The following is a 14490-nucleotide window of genomic DNA, read 5'->3' as shown; positions in this document are numbered from 1 at the left end:
CCGTTCTTAGAGCGTCGCGAAGCGGGCCGCTGCGACGAAGGCCGCCAACGCCAGGAGGACGGTGTTGGCGGCCGTCGACTTCGGTTCGCGTAGTGACGAGTGGGACGTTGCGGCGCCGATCATCACCACGGACAGACCGGTGGCTGCCAGCGGGGTGAGCACGCGGGCAGTGTCCGTCAGCCATGGCGCGAACAGGCCGGCCACGGCGAGGAGCTCGCAGACTGCCACGCCGCGGACCAGCGGCATCGGGAACGGGGCGATACCGGTCTGACCGGTGGCGATCAGCCGCTCGCGGGACATGGTGGCCTTCAACAGGCCGGAGATCGTGAAGACGACGGCCAGCGCGCCGCTGAAGATCCAGGTGATCGTGTACATGCAGATTGCAGACGATCGACAAGCCGATCGTGTGACACTGTCACTGAGAGACTGCCTCGATCGTCTGTGACGGGTGTGATGGAGGAACTCAGGCCACTGCTGCTGTCGATCGCGTACCGGATGCTCGGAACGTTCGGTGACGCCGAGGACGTCGTGCAGGAGGCGTACCTGCGACTGCACCGCGAGCCCACGGTCAAGTCACCGAAGGCGTTCCTGACGACCGTGACGACGCGGCTGGCGATCGATCAGCTGCGCTCGGCGCGGCGGCAGCGCGAGCAGTACCTCGGGCCTTGGCTGCCGGAGCCCGCCGTCGACGAGTACGTCGATCTCGCGGACCGCGCCGCGCTGTCGGACTCGCTGTCCACCGCGTTCCTGGTCGTCCTCGAGCGGCTCTCCCCCGACCAGCGTGCGGTGTTCCTGCTCGGCGACGTCTTCGGCTACTCCTACGACGACCTGGCCGGCATCCTCGGCAAGACACCGGCCAACTGCCGCCAACTCGCCGTCCGCGCGCGTCGTCGGATTGCTGACAATCGACCGCGCTTCGACCCGTCGCCGAAGGAACGCGACGAACTGGTCCGCCGATTCGTCGCAGCCGCTGAACGCGGTGAGCTCGAAGCCCTCGTCACGCTGCTCACACCGGACGTCACGTTCACGGGCGACGGCGGCGGGAAGGGCGGTTTCCCGCGTCCCGTGCACGGAGCAATGAACGTCGCCCGGATGCTGATCGGCGCCTTCGGCAAGTTCGGCGGGCTGCGGACCGAGCCGGTGCATGTCGGTGGCCAGCCCGCTCTACGGATCTACGCCGACCAGACGATCGCGATCTGGTCCTTCGTCGTCGCCGACGCCCGGATCAACGCCATCCACGGCATCGTCAACCCCGACAAACTGGCCCACCTCCAGCCATCAGCACCGCCCCCGCCCAGGTGAACCCCGCCCTACCGCGCCGGATCTGCTGAACCCGCCCTAACCGACCCCGGGCGAGTTGACCCCGCCCAACCGGCCCGAGCGAGTTGACCCCGCCTTACCGGCGCCCCGGCGAGTTGACCGCTTCTTCACGGGACGCGGGTGACGAGAGCGGAGGCGTCGACCTCGGCGGTCAGTGATGTACCTTCGGCGATCGCGTCGCCGTCGAGCTGGCGGCGTACCGTCCGGTCCGCGCGGACCTGGATCCGCTTGCCGGTGAAGCGTTCGACGTGCCGCTCGCGCAAGGACTTGACGACCAGACCGAGCACCAGGCGCGGCCAGTGACTGACGGAGCGGGGCGTCAGCACCACAGCGTCGATCATTCCGTCATCCGGCTCGGCATCCGGGAGCAGCGGGATGTTCGCCTGCAGAGTGCCGACGTTCCCGATCACCACAGTGCGCGCACGCCGACGTACCGGCGGCCGGTCGTCGACGGTGATCTCGACGCGCACGGTCGGATGGTTCAGGTTCTTCAGCGTCGACACCACGTACGCGGCCCAGCCGACCCGCTTCTTCAGCTCGTCCGGCGCGTCGTCGATGATCGCCGCATCCAGTCCGAGCCCGGCCATCACCACGAACCGGTCACTACTCAGCCCGTCCCCCTCGACCTGCACACTGTCGATCCGCCGATCCGAACCGTCCAGCAATTCATGCAGAGCAACCTCGAGCTCGAGCGAGATCCCCAGGTTCCGAGCGAGCAGATTCCCGGTCCCGCCCGGCAGCACCGCCACCGTGATCCCGGTCCGCGCAAGCTCGGCGCAGACGACCCGTACCGTACCGTCGCCACCCGCGACCAGCACCAGATCCGGCTCGTCGTCGATCGCCTGCCGGGCCATCGAGACCCCGGCGTCGTCCGCGGTCGTCTCGAGCCACAGCGGGTCCGCGAACCCGCGATCCGTCAGCGCAGTCTCGACCGTACGCCGGAACCCGTCACCGTCGACCTTGACGGGATTCACGATCACGGCTGCTCGCCTGGCAGAACTCACCTTATTTTTGTCCGTTCGGGGAGATAGCGTGCTGAGGGTGAGCAGACTTTCACGGAGTACGCCAGATGCCCAGGGCCTGTCCGCCGCCGCCCTCGACAGTTTCGTCGGGGCGCTCGACGCCGCCGAGTCCGAGATCCAGACGCTGATGGTGCTGCGGCACGGTCAGGTCGTGCTCGAGCAGTCCTGGGAGCCGTACCGGCCGGACGACCGGCACCTGTTGTTCTCGGTGTCGAAGAGCTTCACCTCGACGGCTATCGGGCTCGCGATCGACGCCGGGCTGCTGTCGCTGGACGACCCGGTGATCTCGTTCTTCAACGCGGACGAGCTGCCCGAGACGGTCAGCGACAATCTGGCCGCGATGACGGTCCGGCATCTGCTGACGATGACGACCGGACACTCCAAGGACACCGTCGACGCGCTCAGCCGGGACCGCCGGATGGTGAAGATCTTCCTCGGCCTCGACGTCGAGAACGAGCCCGGCAGTCAGTTCGTCTACAACAGCGGCGCGACGTACATGCTGTCCGCGATCCTGCAGCGGCTCACCGGCGAGCGCCTGCTCGACTACCTGCGGCCACGGCTGTTCGAGCCGCTCGGCATCAGCGAGGCGACGTGGCAGGTGTCGAAGGAGGGCGTCACGGTCGGCGGCTGGGGCCTGAGCGTCAACACCGAGTCGCTCGCCTGTTTCGGGCAGCTGCTCCTGCAGCACGGCGTGTGGGAGGGCGAGCAGCTCGTGCCGGCCGAGTGGTTCGAGGCCGCCTCCTCCAAGCAGGTCCCCAACGAGAACGAGGAGAACCCGGACTCCCACCAGGGCTACGGCTTCCAGTACTGGCGCGGCCGGCACAACACGTACCGGGCGGACGGCGCCTTCGGGCAGTTCGTCATCATCGTGCCCGAGCACGACGCGGTGGTTGTCACCACCAGCGCGTCCAACAACGCGCAGGAGATCATGAACGTGGTGTGGGACCACCTCCTGCCCGCGCTCGAGGGCAAGGACGTCCCCACGGTCCCACGTCCGGCGAAGCTGGAGCTGCCGCCGCCGAGCGGTCCGGCGCCTGCGGGCGGCGACGGGACGACGTACCGGTTCTCGGAACGTAACAACGCGGGGCTCAAGGCAGTCCGTATCGACGCGGACGGGACCGGTACGTTCAGCTTCGAGGATCCGGACGGCAACGGGACGCACGACCTGGTTTGCGCCGCCGGTGACTGGCGGGAGCAGTCCGCTCCGGACGCGCTCGGCGACGCCGGTGCGGGGACGGGCGACCGGGTCGTGACCAGCGCGGTCGGGGTCGACGGTGCGTTCGTCGCGACGCTCCGCTGGGTCGAGACGCCGTTCCTCGCGTCGCTGTCCTGCCGCGGGACGGACGGCACCATGACGGTCGAGGGCAAGCTCAACGTGTCGTTCGGGCCGACGGAGTTCACGCTTTCTTCGGATTCTTCGGAGGCCATGTCACAGAGCTGAAGTGACGCGTGTCCTCCGGGTCGTAATCACGACGACGGAGGATGACATGAAGGTCTTGGTGGCAGGCGCAACCGGCGGACTCGGCCGGTCGCTGGTCCCGCAGTTGGTCGCGGCCGGGCACGAGGTGACCGGGATGATCCGGTCCGAGTCCGGCGCGGCCGGCGTCCGCGCGTTCGGTGCGGAGGTTGCGTTCGCCGACGGTCTCGACGCGGACGCCGTACGGGCCGCCGTGGAGTCGGTGCGCCCGGAGGTCGTCGTCCACCAGATGACGGCGCTCAAGGGCGGCATCGACTTCAAGCACTTCGACGACAGTTTCGCGACGACGAACAGGCTGCGCACGGTCGGCACCGACAACCTGCTCGCCGCCGCGCAGGCTGCCGGCGTACGACGGTTCGTCGTCCAGTCGTACGCCGGCTGGAACCTGCAGCACGGAGGATCCGCCACGAAGACCGAGGCCGACCCCCTCGACCCGAGCCCGGTGCCCGCGCAGCGCCAGACGATGGCCGGTATCAAGCACCTCGAGTCGGCGGTCCTGAACGCCGACGGGATCGAGGGGGTCGCGCTCCGGTACGGCTCCTTCTACGGCCCCACCGGCGACATCGGCAAGGGTGGTTCGATGGTCGAGCTGATCCAGAAGCGGCGGCTGCCGATCATCGGCGACGGCGCCGGGATCTGGTCGTTCATCCACTACGACGACGCGGCCGCGGTGACGGTGAAGGCGATCGAGAGCGACGTCACCGGCGTGTTCCAGGTCGCGGACGACGACCCGGCGGCGGCCTCGGTCTGGTTGCCGGAGTTCGCCCGGATCCTCGGTGCGAAGGCGCCGCGGCACATCCCGTCCTGGCTCGGCCGTCTTGCCGTCGGCGACGTCGGGGTCGCCGCGTTCACCGAGATCCGCGGCGCCGACAACACCCTCGCCAAGCAAACCTTCGGCTGGCAACCCGGCTACGCCTCCTGGCGAGAAGGCTTCCGCAACGGCCTGTAGTCCCTGTGAGCCCTGGTGTGAACAGTCGGCGGGGGCCGTGAACAGGAAATACCTTGTTCACGGTCCCCGCCGCTTGTCGTCACCCACGGCTCCCGGCGCTTGTCCGCGCCCCCGGCCGGTGTGGCGCTCTAGGGTGGGTGGGTATGAGCCTGACGCCCGCCGAACAGAAGGTGCTGGACCGCATCGACGAGGAGCTGCTCGTCCAGATCACGCAGGACCTGCTCCGCGCCCGCGGACAGAACCCGCCCGGCGACGAGGCCGCCACGGTCGCCGTACTCGCCGCCGCCGCTAGCGACCTGGGTCTCGACGTCCGCACCTCCCCCGTCGAACCCGGCCGCGAGAACGTCTCGATCACCCTTGCCGGCGGCAACGACCCTGGCCTGTTGCTGCTCGGGCACACCGATGTCGTCCCGGTCGGTGACGGCTGGAGCGTCGACCCGTACGGCGGCCTCGTTCGCGACGGACGCATCTACGGCCGCGGCGCCTCCGACATGAAAGGTGGCCTCGCCGCAGCCCTCGCCGCCCTCGCAGCACTCCGCGAAACCCCCCTCGCCGGCCCGGTCGAACTGGCCGCCCTGGTCGACGAGGAAGAGACCGGCAAAGGCATCCGCGCCTATGTAAAGGCTGGTCTGACCGCCGCTGTGGATAACTTTGGTCCGGACGAACCGCCGACGGATAGACTTGAAGCAGAAGGAACAGGGCCGGGACACACCTCACCCGCCTCGCACCGCATCCCCCGCCAGTACGTCGGATGCATCACGGCTGAGCCGACCGATCTGCAGACGATCATCGCGGCACGCGGCGACTCGTACCTGCAGGTCTCCGTCCACGGCCGCGCCTCGCACGCGGGCAACCCGGACGGCGGCGCGAACGCCATCTACGGCGCCGCGGCAGTCGTCACCGAGATCGAACGACTGCACGCCGAACTAGCGGAGTCGCCGCACCCCCTCCTCGGCCCGGCCACCTGGAGCGTCGGCCAGATCAACGGAGGCACCGGCGGCTCGATCGTCCCCGCCGACTGCGTGGTCGTCGCCGACCGCCGGCTCCTCCCCGGCGAGTCCCCCACCGAAGTCCTCGCCGACCTGCAGCGCCGAGTCGCCGCACTCCACCTGGAGGATCGCGGTCTGACCGTCGAGCTGGCGATGCCGATGGAGATGCCCGCTTTCGAGACCGCCGAGGACCACGACCTGGTCCGGATCACCGAGGCGGCCCGCTTCGACGCCGGCGGTCCGCCGATGCCGCTCGCTGGCTGGACAGCCGCCTGTGACGGCGGGTACGTCGCGCGCGACCTCGACGTACCGGTGGTAGTCCTCGGCCCCGGCTCCGTCACCGACCAGGCTCACCGCGCGGACGAATCCGTCGCGATCGCCGACCTGGTCACGGCCGCGCGCGCCTACGCGCTGATCGCGCTGCGGCTCCTGGGTACGGCTGCATGACCCGTCGGCTGCTGCACTCAGGCTCGATTCTCGACGCCGACTCGGGCGACATACGGGCAGGTGACGTCGTACTGGAGGCCGACCGGATCGTCGAGGTGGGAATCGGACTGGACGGTGACGAGGGCGTCGACTGCGCCGGCAGTCTGATCGTGCCTGGGTTCATCGACTGCCACACGCACGTATGTTTCGGGCCGGCGGGGATGGATCCGTTGCGGGTGCCGCGATCGGCCCGCGCGCTGTCATCGGTGCCGGCGTTGCAGACGCTGCTGCGACTCGGGGTGACGACAGTGCGCGACGCCTGGGGCGCCGATGCGGGTGTGCGGCTAGCGATCACGAGCGGATGGATCGAGGGCCCCGACCTGCTGCTGAGTCTGCGCCAGGTCGGTACGACGGGAGCGATCGGCGATGTCTGGGCGCCGCGGACCGGGACGCTCGACTTCTTCGACGATCCGTCGCTGCCGGATCCGATCTTCGACGGGGCGGATGCCGGGCGAGCCGCAGTACGGCGGATGATCCGCGCCGGTGCGGACTGGATCAAGGTGACCGCGACCGGATCGATGGCGCTCGGTACCGGGGTCCACGATCTGCAGCTCACGTTCGACGAACTGGCGGCGATTGCCGACGAGGCACAGCGGCGCGGAGGGCGGCGGGTGATGGTGCACGCTCATGGCGCTCGCGCTGCGGAACTCGCGGCGCGCGCCGGTGCCGCCAGCATTGAGCACGGGACGTACTTGGACGACGCTGCCGTTGGCGCCATGGTCGAGAACGGGACCTGGTATGTGCCGACCTTGTCAGTGACACAGTCCGATCCGGAGCATGCCCCGTCCGGGTCGGCCGAGGCGCATCGGGAGTCGATGCGGCTGGCGATCGACGCCGGGGTCCGGATCGCGATGGGGACAGACTGTCCGGTGCGACCGTATTCGGAGGCGCTGTGGGAGCTGAAGCACCTGGCCGCGGCCGGGTTGGGCGACGCCGGTGCACTGCGGACCGCGACGATCGACGCGGCGCGGCTGCTCGGGCTGGCGGACGAACGCGGCGAGATCGCACCGGGCAAGCGCGCTGACCTGGTGATCCTCGAAGGCTCAGCGCTGGACTGCTCGGACCTGGAACATCGGGTTCGGCAGGTATTCCACAACGGGACCGAGATCAATCGTTGACCCTGACACTGTGTCAGACCGTAGACCTGGCGCATGATCACAGCTGGAGAGATTGCAGAGCGGATTCGTACCGGTCGAACGACGTCGCGTGAGGTGACCGAGCATCTGCTCGCGCGGATCGCGGACGGCACCGAGGTCAACGCTGTCGTCGAGGTTCGGCGCGAGCACGCGCTGGCGGCAGCAGACCGCGCCGACGCCTTGGTCAACGAGTCTTGCGGTCTCGGGCCATTGCACGGGGTACCGATGACGGTGAAGGACTGTTTCGACGTCGCCGGAATGCACACGACCTGGGGCAATCCGGCCTTCGCCGAGTACATCGCCGACCGGGACGCGTTGGTGGTGGAGCGGTTGCAGCGCGCGGGCGCGATCGTTGTTGGGAAGTCCAACGTCCACACGATGCTCGCGGACTTCGGGCAGACGGTGAACGAGGTGTACGGGCGGACGAACAACCCGGCCGACCTGACCCGCACCGTCGGCGGTTCATCAGGCGGTGCCGCGGCCGCTCTGGCTGCGGGACACACCTGTCTTGAGTACGGCTCCGACCTTGTGGGATCGATTCGGCTGCCGGCGGCGTACTGCGGGGTGTACGGGCTGAAGCCGACCAACGGACTCGTCCCGCAGCGCGGCTTCCAGGTTCCGGGGACGTCGTACCTGCCGAGCGAGTTGCCCAACTTGTCGACAATCGGACCACTGGCGCGGAACGCCGCGGACCTACGAATCGCGCTCCGCGTGACAGGTGGTACAGAGACACCGCCGTACTCGTACACGCCGAGCCCTCCGCGGCACGCGCGTCTCCAGGACTACCGCGTCGGCGTGGTCCTCGATCACCCGGCCGCGCCGGTCACGAGCGAGGTCGGAGCCGCGCTGTCCGACCTCGTCGACCGAATCGCCAGCAGCGGCGCGAAGATTGTTGACAATTGGCCGACCGGCGTCGAACCGGCCCAACAGGCCGAGGAATTCGGTCGCCAGGTCGAGCTGTTCTTCGCGCTGCACGGCGGGGAACCAACCGAGCTGACCGTCGACCAACTGCTCGCGACCGAGCGCAATCGCCTGGCGGCCAGGACGAAATGGCAGCAGTACTTCGACGATGTGGACGTGTTCGTCTGCCCGACGAGCTTCACCGTCGCGTTCCCGCACGGCTCGACAGCCATCGACGGACGTCCGTACGAGGCGCAGGCGTTCTGGATCGCCCATGCCGCCCTCACCGGCCACCCCGCGCTGAGCATCCCGATCGGTCGCACCTCACGGGGCCTGCCGACAGCCGCACAGGTGATCGGTCCCTGGCACGAGGACGACACCGCGATCAGCTTCGCGGAACTCCTGGCTGATTGACTGGCCGGCATGTTCGCCATCGGAGAGTTCGCACGGTACGGGCGGGTGTCGATCCGGATGTTGCGGCACTACGACACGATCGGCCTGCTGCGGCCGGCGTACGTCGATCCTGCGACCGGGTACCGCAGCTACACGGCAGCCCAGCTGGCCGACCTGAACCGGATCGTCGCGCTGAAGGATCTCGGGTTCTCGCTCGAACAGGTGGGCACGATGACTGCCGACAATCTCGGCCCGGCCGAGTTGCGCGCGATGCTCACGCTACGACGCGCACAGCTCGAGACCGCCCTGGCCGAAAGCTCCGCGCGACTCGCCCAAGTCGAGTCCAGGCTGCATGGCCTGGAAACCGACGCCCCGGCCGCGGACATCGTCGTCAAATCGCTGCCTGCGGTACGGCTGGTTGGCCTGACCGCCACCGCAGCGAGCTTCAGGCCTGACGACATCACGCCGGTCGTGCACCCACTGTGCGCGGAACTCGGGCGCCGCCTGCCGGACGCGGACGTACGACCCGCTGGACGACTCACCTGCCTGTACGAGCAGCAGCAGGATGCAGTCGCTGTGCGGGCGACGGTACCGGCCGCAGTCGATGCCGAAGGCAACCTCAACGGCCTCAAGGTGATCGACCTGCCCGCAATGCCCGCCGCAACGCTTGTGCACCGCGGCCCGATCGACCAGGTACTCCCGTCCTGGCAGGCCCTGGCCCGCTGGCTGGAGGACAACGGGCGCCGCCCCGCCGACCCCGCCCGCGAGCTCTACCTGGCCACGCCCGAGGACCCAGCCACTTGGGTTACCGAACTCCAACAACCGCTCACAGCCGGCTGAACGACAGCGTCTCCCCGCGCGCCCCACCCATCCAAAGGTCCTGGCAGGCCGCGGCGAACTCGTCGAGGTTCTCGGTGACGGCACCGAACACGTTGCCCGGCACCCATCCCTGATCGCCGTTGATCAGCAGGTTGTTCCGCCCGTAGAACACGGCAAGGTCGACAATCGCACCCTGCGTACCGGTGCCGGTCGTGTTCTCGTACCCGTACGCCGGATTCCCCAGGTCGTCGGAGTCGAACGAGAACCAGCACAGGTCCCCCGGGATCGGCGTGATCGTCGTGTTCTCCTTACCCGGATCCGACGCGAACCCAGGCAGCAACGTGTAGATCTCGTTCCGCGCGTACTTCCCGTGGAACACCGGCGCCGACAGCGGCAGCGCATCCCACACCGCCGCACACGTCCGCGGCGCAACGTCGTCGAGCAACTTCGCCACACAACTGACGCCCCGCTTTTCCAAGCTGACAGTCACGTACTTCATCGCGCCTCCAAGCCGCTCACGGTGGTGTGCCTCATCGCGCCCCCACGCAACTCACGCCGGCGTACTTCATCGAGCCCTATGCCGCTCATGTTGGTGTGCCTCATCGCGCCTCCAAGCTCGGGGTGCGGCGATGCCAGTCGGTCGCCGCCTGATAGGCCTGGCCGACCCGTAGCGTCAGCGCGTCCGTATGCCGAGCGCCGACAATCTGCAATCCGACAGGCAGGCCTGCGGAGGTGAACCCGCACGGCACACTGAGCGCCGGCTGCTGCGTGAGGTTGAACGGATACGTGTACGGCGTCCAGTCGGTCCAGTCCGGCGACTCCGAACCGTCCGGCACGTCCTGCCCAACCGGAAACGCCGTGATCGGCAGCGTCGGCGTGATCAGAACGTCGTACTGCTCATGGAACCGCCCCATCAGCGTCCCGAGCTCCATCCGCACCGTCGACGCGTCGAGGAAGTCTGACGCCGTATAAGCCGCACCCAACTCCGCGACCCGCCGCAGTCCCGGGTCCACCCGATTGTCGACAACGTACGCCGACAAGACCTTCGCAGCACCCGACCACCACAGCACGTTGAACGCATCGATCGGATCCGCGAACCCTGGATCAACCTCTGTCACCTCGGCACCCAGTCCCGCGAGTACGTCGACCGCACCGCGCACCTGCGCCTCGACTTCCGGATCATTGTCAACAAAACCAAGATCAGACGAGAAGGCAATCCGCAGGCCGCCGACCCCGTCGTCGATGCCGTCCAGGAACGACCGTCCCGGCGTCGGCATCGCCGACCAGTCGCGAGGATCGAATCCAGTCACCACATCGAGCAGCGCCGCAGCATCGCGCACGGTCCGCGTCATCGGGCCGGCATGCGACAACGTCCCGAAGGCGCTCGGCGGGAACAGCGGGATCAGCCCGTACGTCGGCTTCAACGCCACCGTGCCGGTGAACGCAGCCGGAATGCGTACCGACCCGCCCCCGTCCGTGCCGAGCGACCACACCCCCATCCCGAGCCCGACGGCAGTCGCGGACCCACCGCTCGAGCCACCCGAGGTCTTCGTCGGATCCCAAGGGTTGCCCGTCGCGCCGTACGTGAAGGAGTCCGTCACGCCTTTCCACGAGTATTCCGGCGTGGTGGTCTTACCGAGGATGACCGCGCCGGTCTCCCGCAGACGCGCGACCGACGGCGCATCAACGTCCCACGGCCCCGCCGGGTCGATCATCGTGCTGCCGCGCATTGTCGGCCATCCTTTTGTCCACAATGCGTCCTTCACGGACGTCGGTACCCCGTCTCCGGGACCGAGCGGCGTGCCGGCATGCCAGCGGGTCTCAGACTCTTTGGCCGCGGCCAAGGCGCCCTCGGCATCGACGAGGACGAAGGCGTTCACCTGCTCGTCGTACCGCTCGATCGCGTCCAGTGCCTGCTGCGTCGCCTCGACCGGGGACAGTGCGCCGGTCCGGTAGGCCTCGACCAACTCGGTTGCTTGAGTCATCGATCTCCTGTCGGAATGTAGCCAAGCTTCTTGTCGACAATGTTCAGCAACGGTTCGCCGGCCACCCAGCGCCGCACGTTGTCCGCGAACTGCGCCGCCAGGGTGTCGCGCCAGCCGATCACGTCTCCGGACATGTGTGCGGTGACGGTCACGTTCGGCGCGTCCCAGAGCGGGTCGTCGGGCGGCAGCGGCTCGTGGTCGAACACGTCGAGGGTCGCCGCGATCCGTTCGCCGGCAAGAGCTTCGACCAGGGCGGCGTTGTCGACAATCGGACCGCGGGCAACGTTGACCAGGTGCGTGCCCGGGCGCATCGCGGCCAGCACGCCGGCATCGACCAGCCCGCGGGTCGCATCGGTCAACGGGGCCGCGATCACCAGATGGTCGGCCCAGCCGACCTCGGCGCGAAGATTGCTGCTGGCAACGATGTCGCCGAAGTCCGGGTCGTCCCCACGCGCGACCCGGCCGGCGCCCTTCACCTGCAACCCAGCCGCGCGAAGCAGCCGGGCAGTCTCACGACCGATCGCCCCGGTCCCGACGACGAGCGCCTTCGCGCCCAGGACACTGCGCGTCTCGCGGTGCTGCCACCGGTGCTCGCGCTGCAGTCCGTAGCTGCGCAGGCTGTCCTTGGCATGCGCGAGCACCGCACCGAGCACGTACTCGGCGATCGGCCGGTCGAACACCCCGTGTGCATTCGTCACCACGACCGCCGAGTCCCGCAGTTCGTCGAACAGCAGCGTGTCGACCCCGGCCGCCGTGACGTGAATCCATTCGAGCGATCCCGCGTCCGCCCAGATGTCACGAACTGCCGTCGAGAAGAAGTCCCACAACAGCAGCCCCCGCGCACCACGCACTGCCTCGCGCAGTCCGTCCGCAGCGCAGTACCGGAACTCGACAGGCAGACCGTCGAGGCCGGGCGGCCGGTCCGTCGCCCGCTCGCAGAGCACCGCGACGACTGGGCTCTGGTGGGTGGCGGACACAGCATCGAGGCTAGGAACTCGCTGGTAGGATTGTCAACAATCTACCTGGGGTCGCACACTGACTCGCATGAGCACGAGCCGTCCCTCCACCAACCCGCTGCCGGCGCCGGTCCCGACGCTGCTCCAGACCGGCATCGGTGTCGTCGCGCCGTACGACTTCGCTCTCGATCGAGAGATCTGGCGCTGGGTTCCCGACAACGTGACCCTGCACATCACGCGGACGCCGTACGCGCCGCTGGCCGCGACCGTCGAGATGGCGGTGCAGATCTCAGATCCGGAACTGATCGCGCGTACGACGTACGACGTGCTCGCGGTCGGCCCATTGGCCGTCGCGTACGCCTGCACCTTCGGCAGCTTCGTCGGCGGGCTGCTCGGCGAGGCCGCGCTGGTGGACGCGATGGTCGGCGCTGGGGCACCGGCCGCAGTCACCACCAGCGGCGCCCTGCTGCTCGCGCTGCGGCGGCTCGGAATCAACCGGATCGCGACCGTCACGCCGTACACGAACGACCTGACCGCCGGCCTGACCGCCTTCCTCGCCCAGGCGGGGATCGAGGTGGTCGCGACCGCCGGGCTCGGGCTGATCGCGCAGATCTGGGCGGTCCCCTACGAGACCACCGTCGAACTCGTCCGCAGCGTCGACAGTGCCGCAGTCGAGGCGATCTTCATCAGCTGCACCAACCTGCCGACGTACGACGTCATCGCCGGGCTGGAAGCTGCGATCGGCAAACCGGTGCTGACCGCCAACCAGGTCACGATGTGGTCGGTCCTGGAGCTCGCCGGGTATCAGGGCATCGGACCCGGGCAGCGGTTGCTGAGTGCGTCGGAGAGGAGCGTTCCCAGTGTCTGAAGTGTCCGACCTGCTCGAGCAGGCGGTCGATCCGGGCGAGTACGCGGGGCGGCTCGCCCGGGTTCGCGCCGTCCTGGCCGACCGCGGCCTGGGCGCGCTCGTGGTCAGCGACCCCGCGAACCTGTTCTACCTCACCGGCTACGACGCCTGGTCGTTCTACACCCCGCAATGCCTGCTCGTCCCGTCCGACGGCGAGGTCCAGCTCTTCGCGCGGGCGATGGACGCCGCCGGCGCGTCGTACACGTGCAACCTGCGCGCGGACCAGATCCACGGCTATCCCGAAGACCTGGTGCACCGGCCCGATCTGCATCCGTACGACTGGATCGCGGGCATGTGCCGGGACCTGATCCCGGCCGGCGCGGATGTCGCGATCGAGGGCGACGCGCACTACTTCACGGCCCGCGGATACCTTGCCCTCAGCAACGGGTTGCACGGTCACCGACTGGTCGACTCGGCCGAACTGGTCAACTGGGTACGGCTGGTCAAGTCACCGCACGAGCTGCGCCAACTGCGGATCGCCGGGTCCATCGCGGAACACGCGATGCGGATCGCGCTCGAACAGCTCCAGCCCGGCCGCAGGCAATGCGACCTGGTCGCCGAGATCCTCGCCGCGCAGGCGACCGGGACCTCCGAGCACGGCGGCGACTATCCGGCGATCGTGCCGATGCTGCCGACCGGTGACGCGGCCGGCACTCCGCACCTCACCTGGACCGACCGGCCGTTCCGTGACGGCGAGGCGACCACGATCGAGCTGGCCGGGGTGTTCGGCCGCTACCACGCACCACTCGCCCGCACGGTGATGCTCGGCGACCCACCGCAACGACTGCGCGAAACCTCGAAGATCGTTGCCGACGGCATGCAGGCCGTATTGTCAACAATCCGACCGCAGACCACCGGCCGAACCGTGCACGCAGCGTTCAACGACGTGATCGCGGCCCACGGCCTGGTGAAAGATTCCAGGATCGGGTACTCGATCGGTATCGGGTACCCGCCGGACTGGGGTGAACGCACCGTCAGCCTGCGCCCCGAGGAGACCACAGTTCTCACCGCCGGCATGGCGTTCCACGTCATTCTCGGGATGTGGATGGACGGCTGGGGGTACGAACTGTCCGAGCCGGTGGTGGTCACCACCGACGGAGTGGAACGACTGACCGGTCTGTCCCACGAACTGACGATCAGGAGGTAGTCCC

The 14490-nt window shown here is 68.6% G+C and carries 14 protein-coding genes; 9 read left to right on the top strand and 5 right to left on the bottom strand.

All coding sequences use genetic code 11. The features are described from left to right. Positions 1 to 6 precede the first annotated feature (6 nt). A complete protein-coding gene (locus ACGFI6_RS14610) occupies positions 7 to 375 on the bottom strand; it encodes a DoxX family protein (RefSeq protein WP_393118558.1) in 369 nt (122 codons plus the stop codon). A 78-nt stretch (positions 376 to 453) separates the two neighbouring features. Between ACGFI6_RS14610 and sigJ the strand changes: the two genes are divergently transcribed. Next, positions 454 to 1302: an RNA polymerase sigma factor SigJ gene (gene sigJ / locus ACGFI6_RS14605; protein WP_393118557.1), complete on the top strand. Its 849-nt coding sequence runs from the start codon at positions 454 to 456 to the stop codon at positions 1300 to 1302. Positions 1303 to 1427: 125 nt separating this feature from the next. Here sigJ and ACGFI6_RS14600 read toward each other — a convergent pair whose 3' ends face one another. Beyond that, complete coding sequence (locus ACGFI6_RS14600) at positions 1428 to 2324, bottom strand: diacylglycerol/lipid kinase family protein (RefSeq protein ID WP_393118555.1); 897 nt, start codon at positions 2322 to 2324, stop codon at positions 1428 to 1430. A 37-nt stretch (positions 2325 to 2361) separates the two neighbouring features. Here ACGFI6_RS14600 and ACGFI6_RS14595 point away from each other — a divergent pair, with 37 nt between their 5' ends. The 6 genes from ACGFI6_RS14595 to ACGFI6_RS14570 all read left to right on the top strand — a co-directional run bounded on the left by ACGFI6_RS14595 (position 2362) and on the right by ACGFI6_RS14570 (position 9512). Continuing rightward, positions 2362 to 3783: a serine hydrolase domain-containing protein gene (locus ACGFI6_RS14595; RefSeq protein ID WP_393118553.1), complete on the top strand. Its 1422-nt coding sequence runs from the start codon at positions 2362 to 2364 to the stop codon at positions 3781 to 3783. A 46-nt stretch (positions 3784 to 3829) separates the two neighbouring features. Next, positions 3830 to 4768 (top strand): NAD-dependent epimerase/dehydratase family protein, encoded by a 939-nt coding sequence (locus tag ACGFI6_RS14590; protein ID WP_393118551.1) that lies wholly within the window; start codon positions 3830 to 3832, stop codon positions 4766 to 4768. A 143-nt stretch (positions 4769 to 4911) separates the two neighbouring features. Continuing rightward, entirely contained in the window at positions 4912 to 6204 is a 1293-nt protein-coding gene (locus ACGFI6_RS14585; protein ID WP_393118549.1) for a M20 family metallopeptidase, read from the top strand. Continuing rightward, positions 6201 to 7361 carry an amidohydrolase family protein gene (locus ACGFI6_RS14580; RefSeq protein ID WP_393118548.1) on the top strand — a complete coding sequence of 387 codons (1161 nt, stop codon included), beginning with the start codon at positions 6201 to 6203 and terminating at the stop codon, positions 7359 to 7361. Before ACGFI6_RS14585 ends, ACGFI6_RS14580 begins: the two co-directional genes overlap by 4 nt. A 33-nt stretch (positions 7362 to 7394) precedes the next feature. Beyond that, the gene (locus ACGFI6_RS14575) at positions 7395 to 8693 is read left to right on the top strand and encodes an amidase family protein (RefSeq protein ID WP_393118546.1); all 1299 of its coding nucleotides are present in this window, start codon (positions 7395 to 7397) and stop codon (positions 8691 to 8693) included. Positions 8694 to 8702: 9 nt separating this feature from the next. After that, complete coding sequence (locus tag ACGFI6_RS14570; protein ID WP_393118544.1) at positions 8703 to 9512, top strand: MerR family transcriptional regulator; 810 nt, start codon at positions 8703 to 8705, stop codon at positions 9510 to 9512. Here ACGFI6_RS14570 and ACGFI6_RS14565 read toward each other — a convergent pair. The 3 genes from ACGFI6_RS14565 to ACGFI6_RS14555 form a co-directional block, all read right to left on the bottom strand. Then, on the bottom strand, positions 9499 to 9990 hold the full coding sequence (locus ACGFI6_RS14565) for a DUF3830 family protein (protein ID WP_393118543.1): 492 nt from the start codon (positions 9988 to 9990) through the stop codon (positions 9499 to 9501). The two genes, ACGFI6_RS14570 and ACGFI6_RS14565, sit on opposite strands and share 14 nt — an antisense overlap. Before the next feature lie 100 nt (positions 9991 to 10090). Further along, positions 10091 to 11476 (bottom strand): amidase, encoded by a 1386-nt coding sequence (locus ACGFI6_RS14560; RefSeq protein ID WP_393118542.1) that lies wholly within the window; start codon positions 11474 to 11476, stop codon positions 10091 to 10093. Continuing rightward, positions 11473 to 12453: a D-2-hydroxyacid dehydrogenase gene (locus ACGFI6_RS14555; RefSeq protein WP_393118540.1), complete on the bottom strand. Its 981-nt coding sequence runs from the start codon at positions 12451 to 12453 to the stop codon at positions 11473 to 11475. The genes ACGFI6_RS14560 and ACGFI6_RS14555 overlap by 4 nt, the downstream gene beginning before the upstream one ends. Before the next feature lie 67 nt (positions 12454 to 12520). Here ACGFI6_RS14555 and ACGFI6_RS14550 point away from each other — a divergent pair, with 67 nt between their 5' ends. Further along, positions 12521 to 13300, top strand: a complete 780-nt coding sequence (locus tag ACGFI6_RS14550; RefSeq protein ID WP_393118538.1) for an Asp/Glu racemase — start codon at positions 12521 to 12523, stop codon at positions 13298 to 13300. After that, positions 13293 to 14486, top strand: a complete 1194-nt coding sequence (locus ACGFI6_RS14545; RefSeq protein WP_393118536.1) for a M24 family metallopeptidase — start codon at positions 13293 to 13295, stop codon at positions 14484 to 14486. The genes ACGFI6_RS14550 and ACGFI6_RS14545 overlap by 8 nt, the downstream gene beginning before the upstream one ends. Positions 14487 to 14490: the final 4 nt, after the last annotated feature.

Source organism: Kribbella sp. NPDC048928 (genome assembly GCF_043197975.1).
Classification (GTDB): domain Bacteria; phylum Actinomycetota; class Actinomycetes; order Propionibacteriales; family Kribbellaceae; genus Kribbella.
The sequence above is the reverse complement of the archived record's forward strand: the minus strand, read 5'-3'. Positions and strand labels throughout refer to the sequence as shown.

Excerpts from the sequence above, each read along its gene's own strand:
- ACGFI6_RS14580 (WP_393118548.1), top strand. The coding sequence starts at position 6,201 with ATGACCCGTCGGCTGCTGCACTCAGGCTCGATTCTCGACGCCGACTCG.
- ACGFI6_RS14550 (WP_393118538.1), top strand. The coding sequence starts at position 12,521 with ATGAGCACGAGCCGTCCCTCCACCAACCCGCTGCCGGCGCCGGTCCCG.
- ACGFI6_RS14570 (WP_393118544.1), top strand. The coding sequence starts at position 8,703 with ATGTTCGCCATCGGAGAGTTCGCACGGTACGGGCGGGTGTCGATCCGG.
- ACGFI6_RS14585 (WP_393118549.1), top strand. The coding sequence starts at position 4,912 with ATGAGCCTGACGCCCGCCGAACAGAAGGTGCTGGACCGCATCGACGAG.
- ACGFI6_RS14560 (WP_393118542.1), bottom strand. The coding sequence starts at position 11,476 with ATGACTCAAGCAACCGAGTTGGTCGAGGCCTACCGGACCGGCGCACTG.
- ACGFI6_RS14610 (WP_393118558.1), bottom strand. The coding sequence starts at position 375 with ATGTACACGATCACCTGGATCTTCAGCGGCGCGCTGGCCGTCGTCTTC.
- ACGFI6_RS14565 (WP_393118543.1), bottom strand. The coding sequence starts at position 9,990 with ATGAAGTACGTGACTGTCAGCTTGGAAAAGCGGGGCGTCAGTTGTGTG.
- ACGFI6_RS14590 (WP_393118551.1), top strand. The coding sequence starts at position 3,830 with ATGAAGGTCTTGGTGGCAGGCGCAACCGGCGGACTCGGCCGGTCGCTG.
- sigJ (WP_393118557.1), top strand. The coding sequence starts at position 454 with ATGGAGGAACTCAGGCCACTGCTGCTGTCGATCGCGTACCGGATGCTC.
- ACGFI6_RS14575 (WP_393118546.1), top strand. The coding sequence starts at position 7,395 with ATGATCACAGCTGGAGAGATTGCAGAGCGGATTCGTACCGGTCGAACG.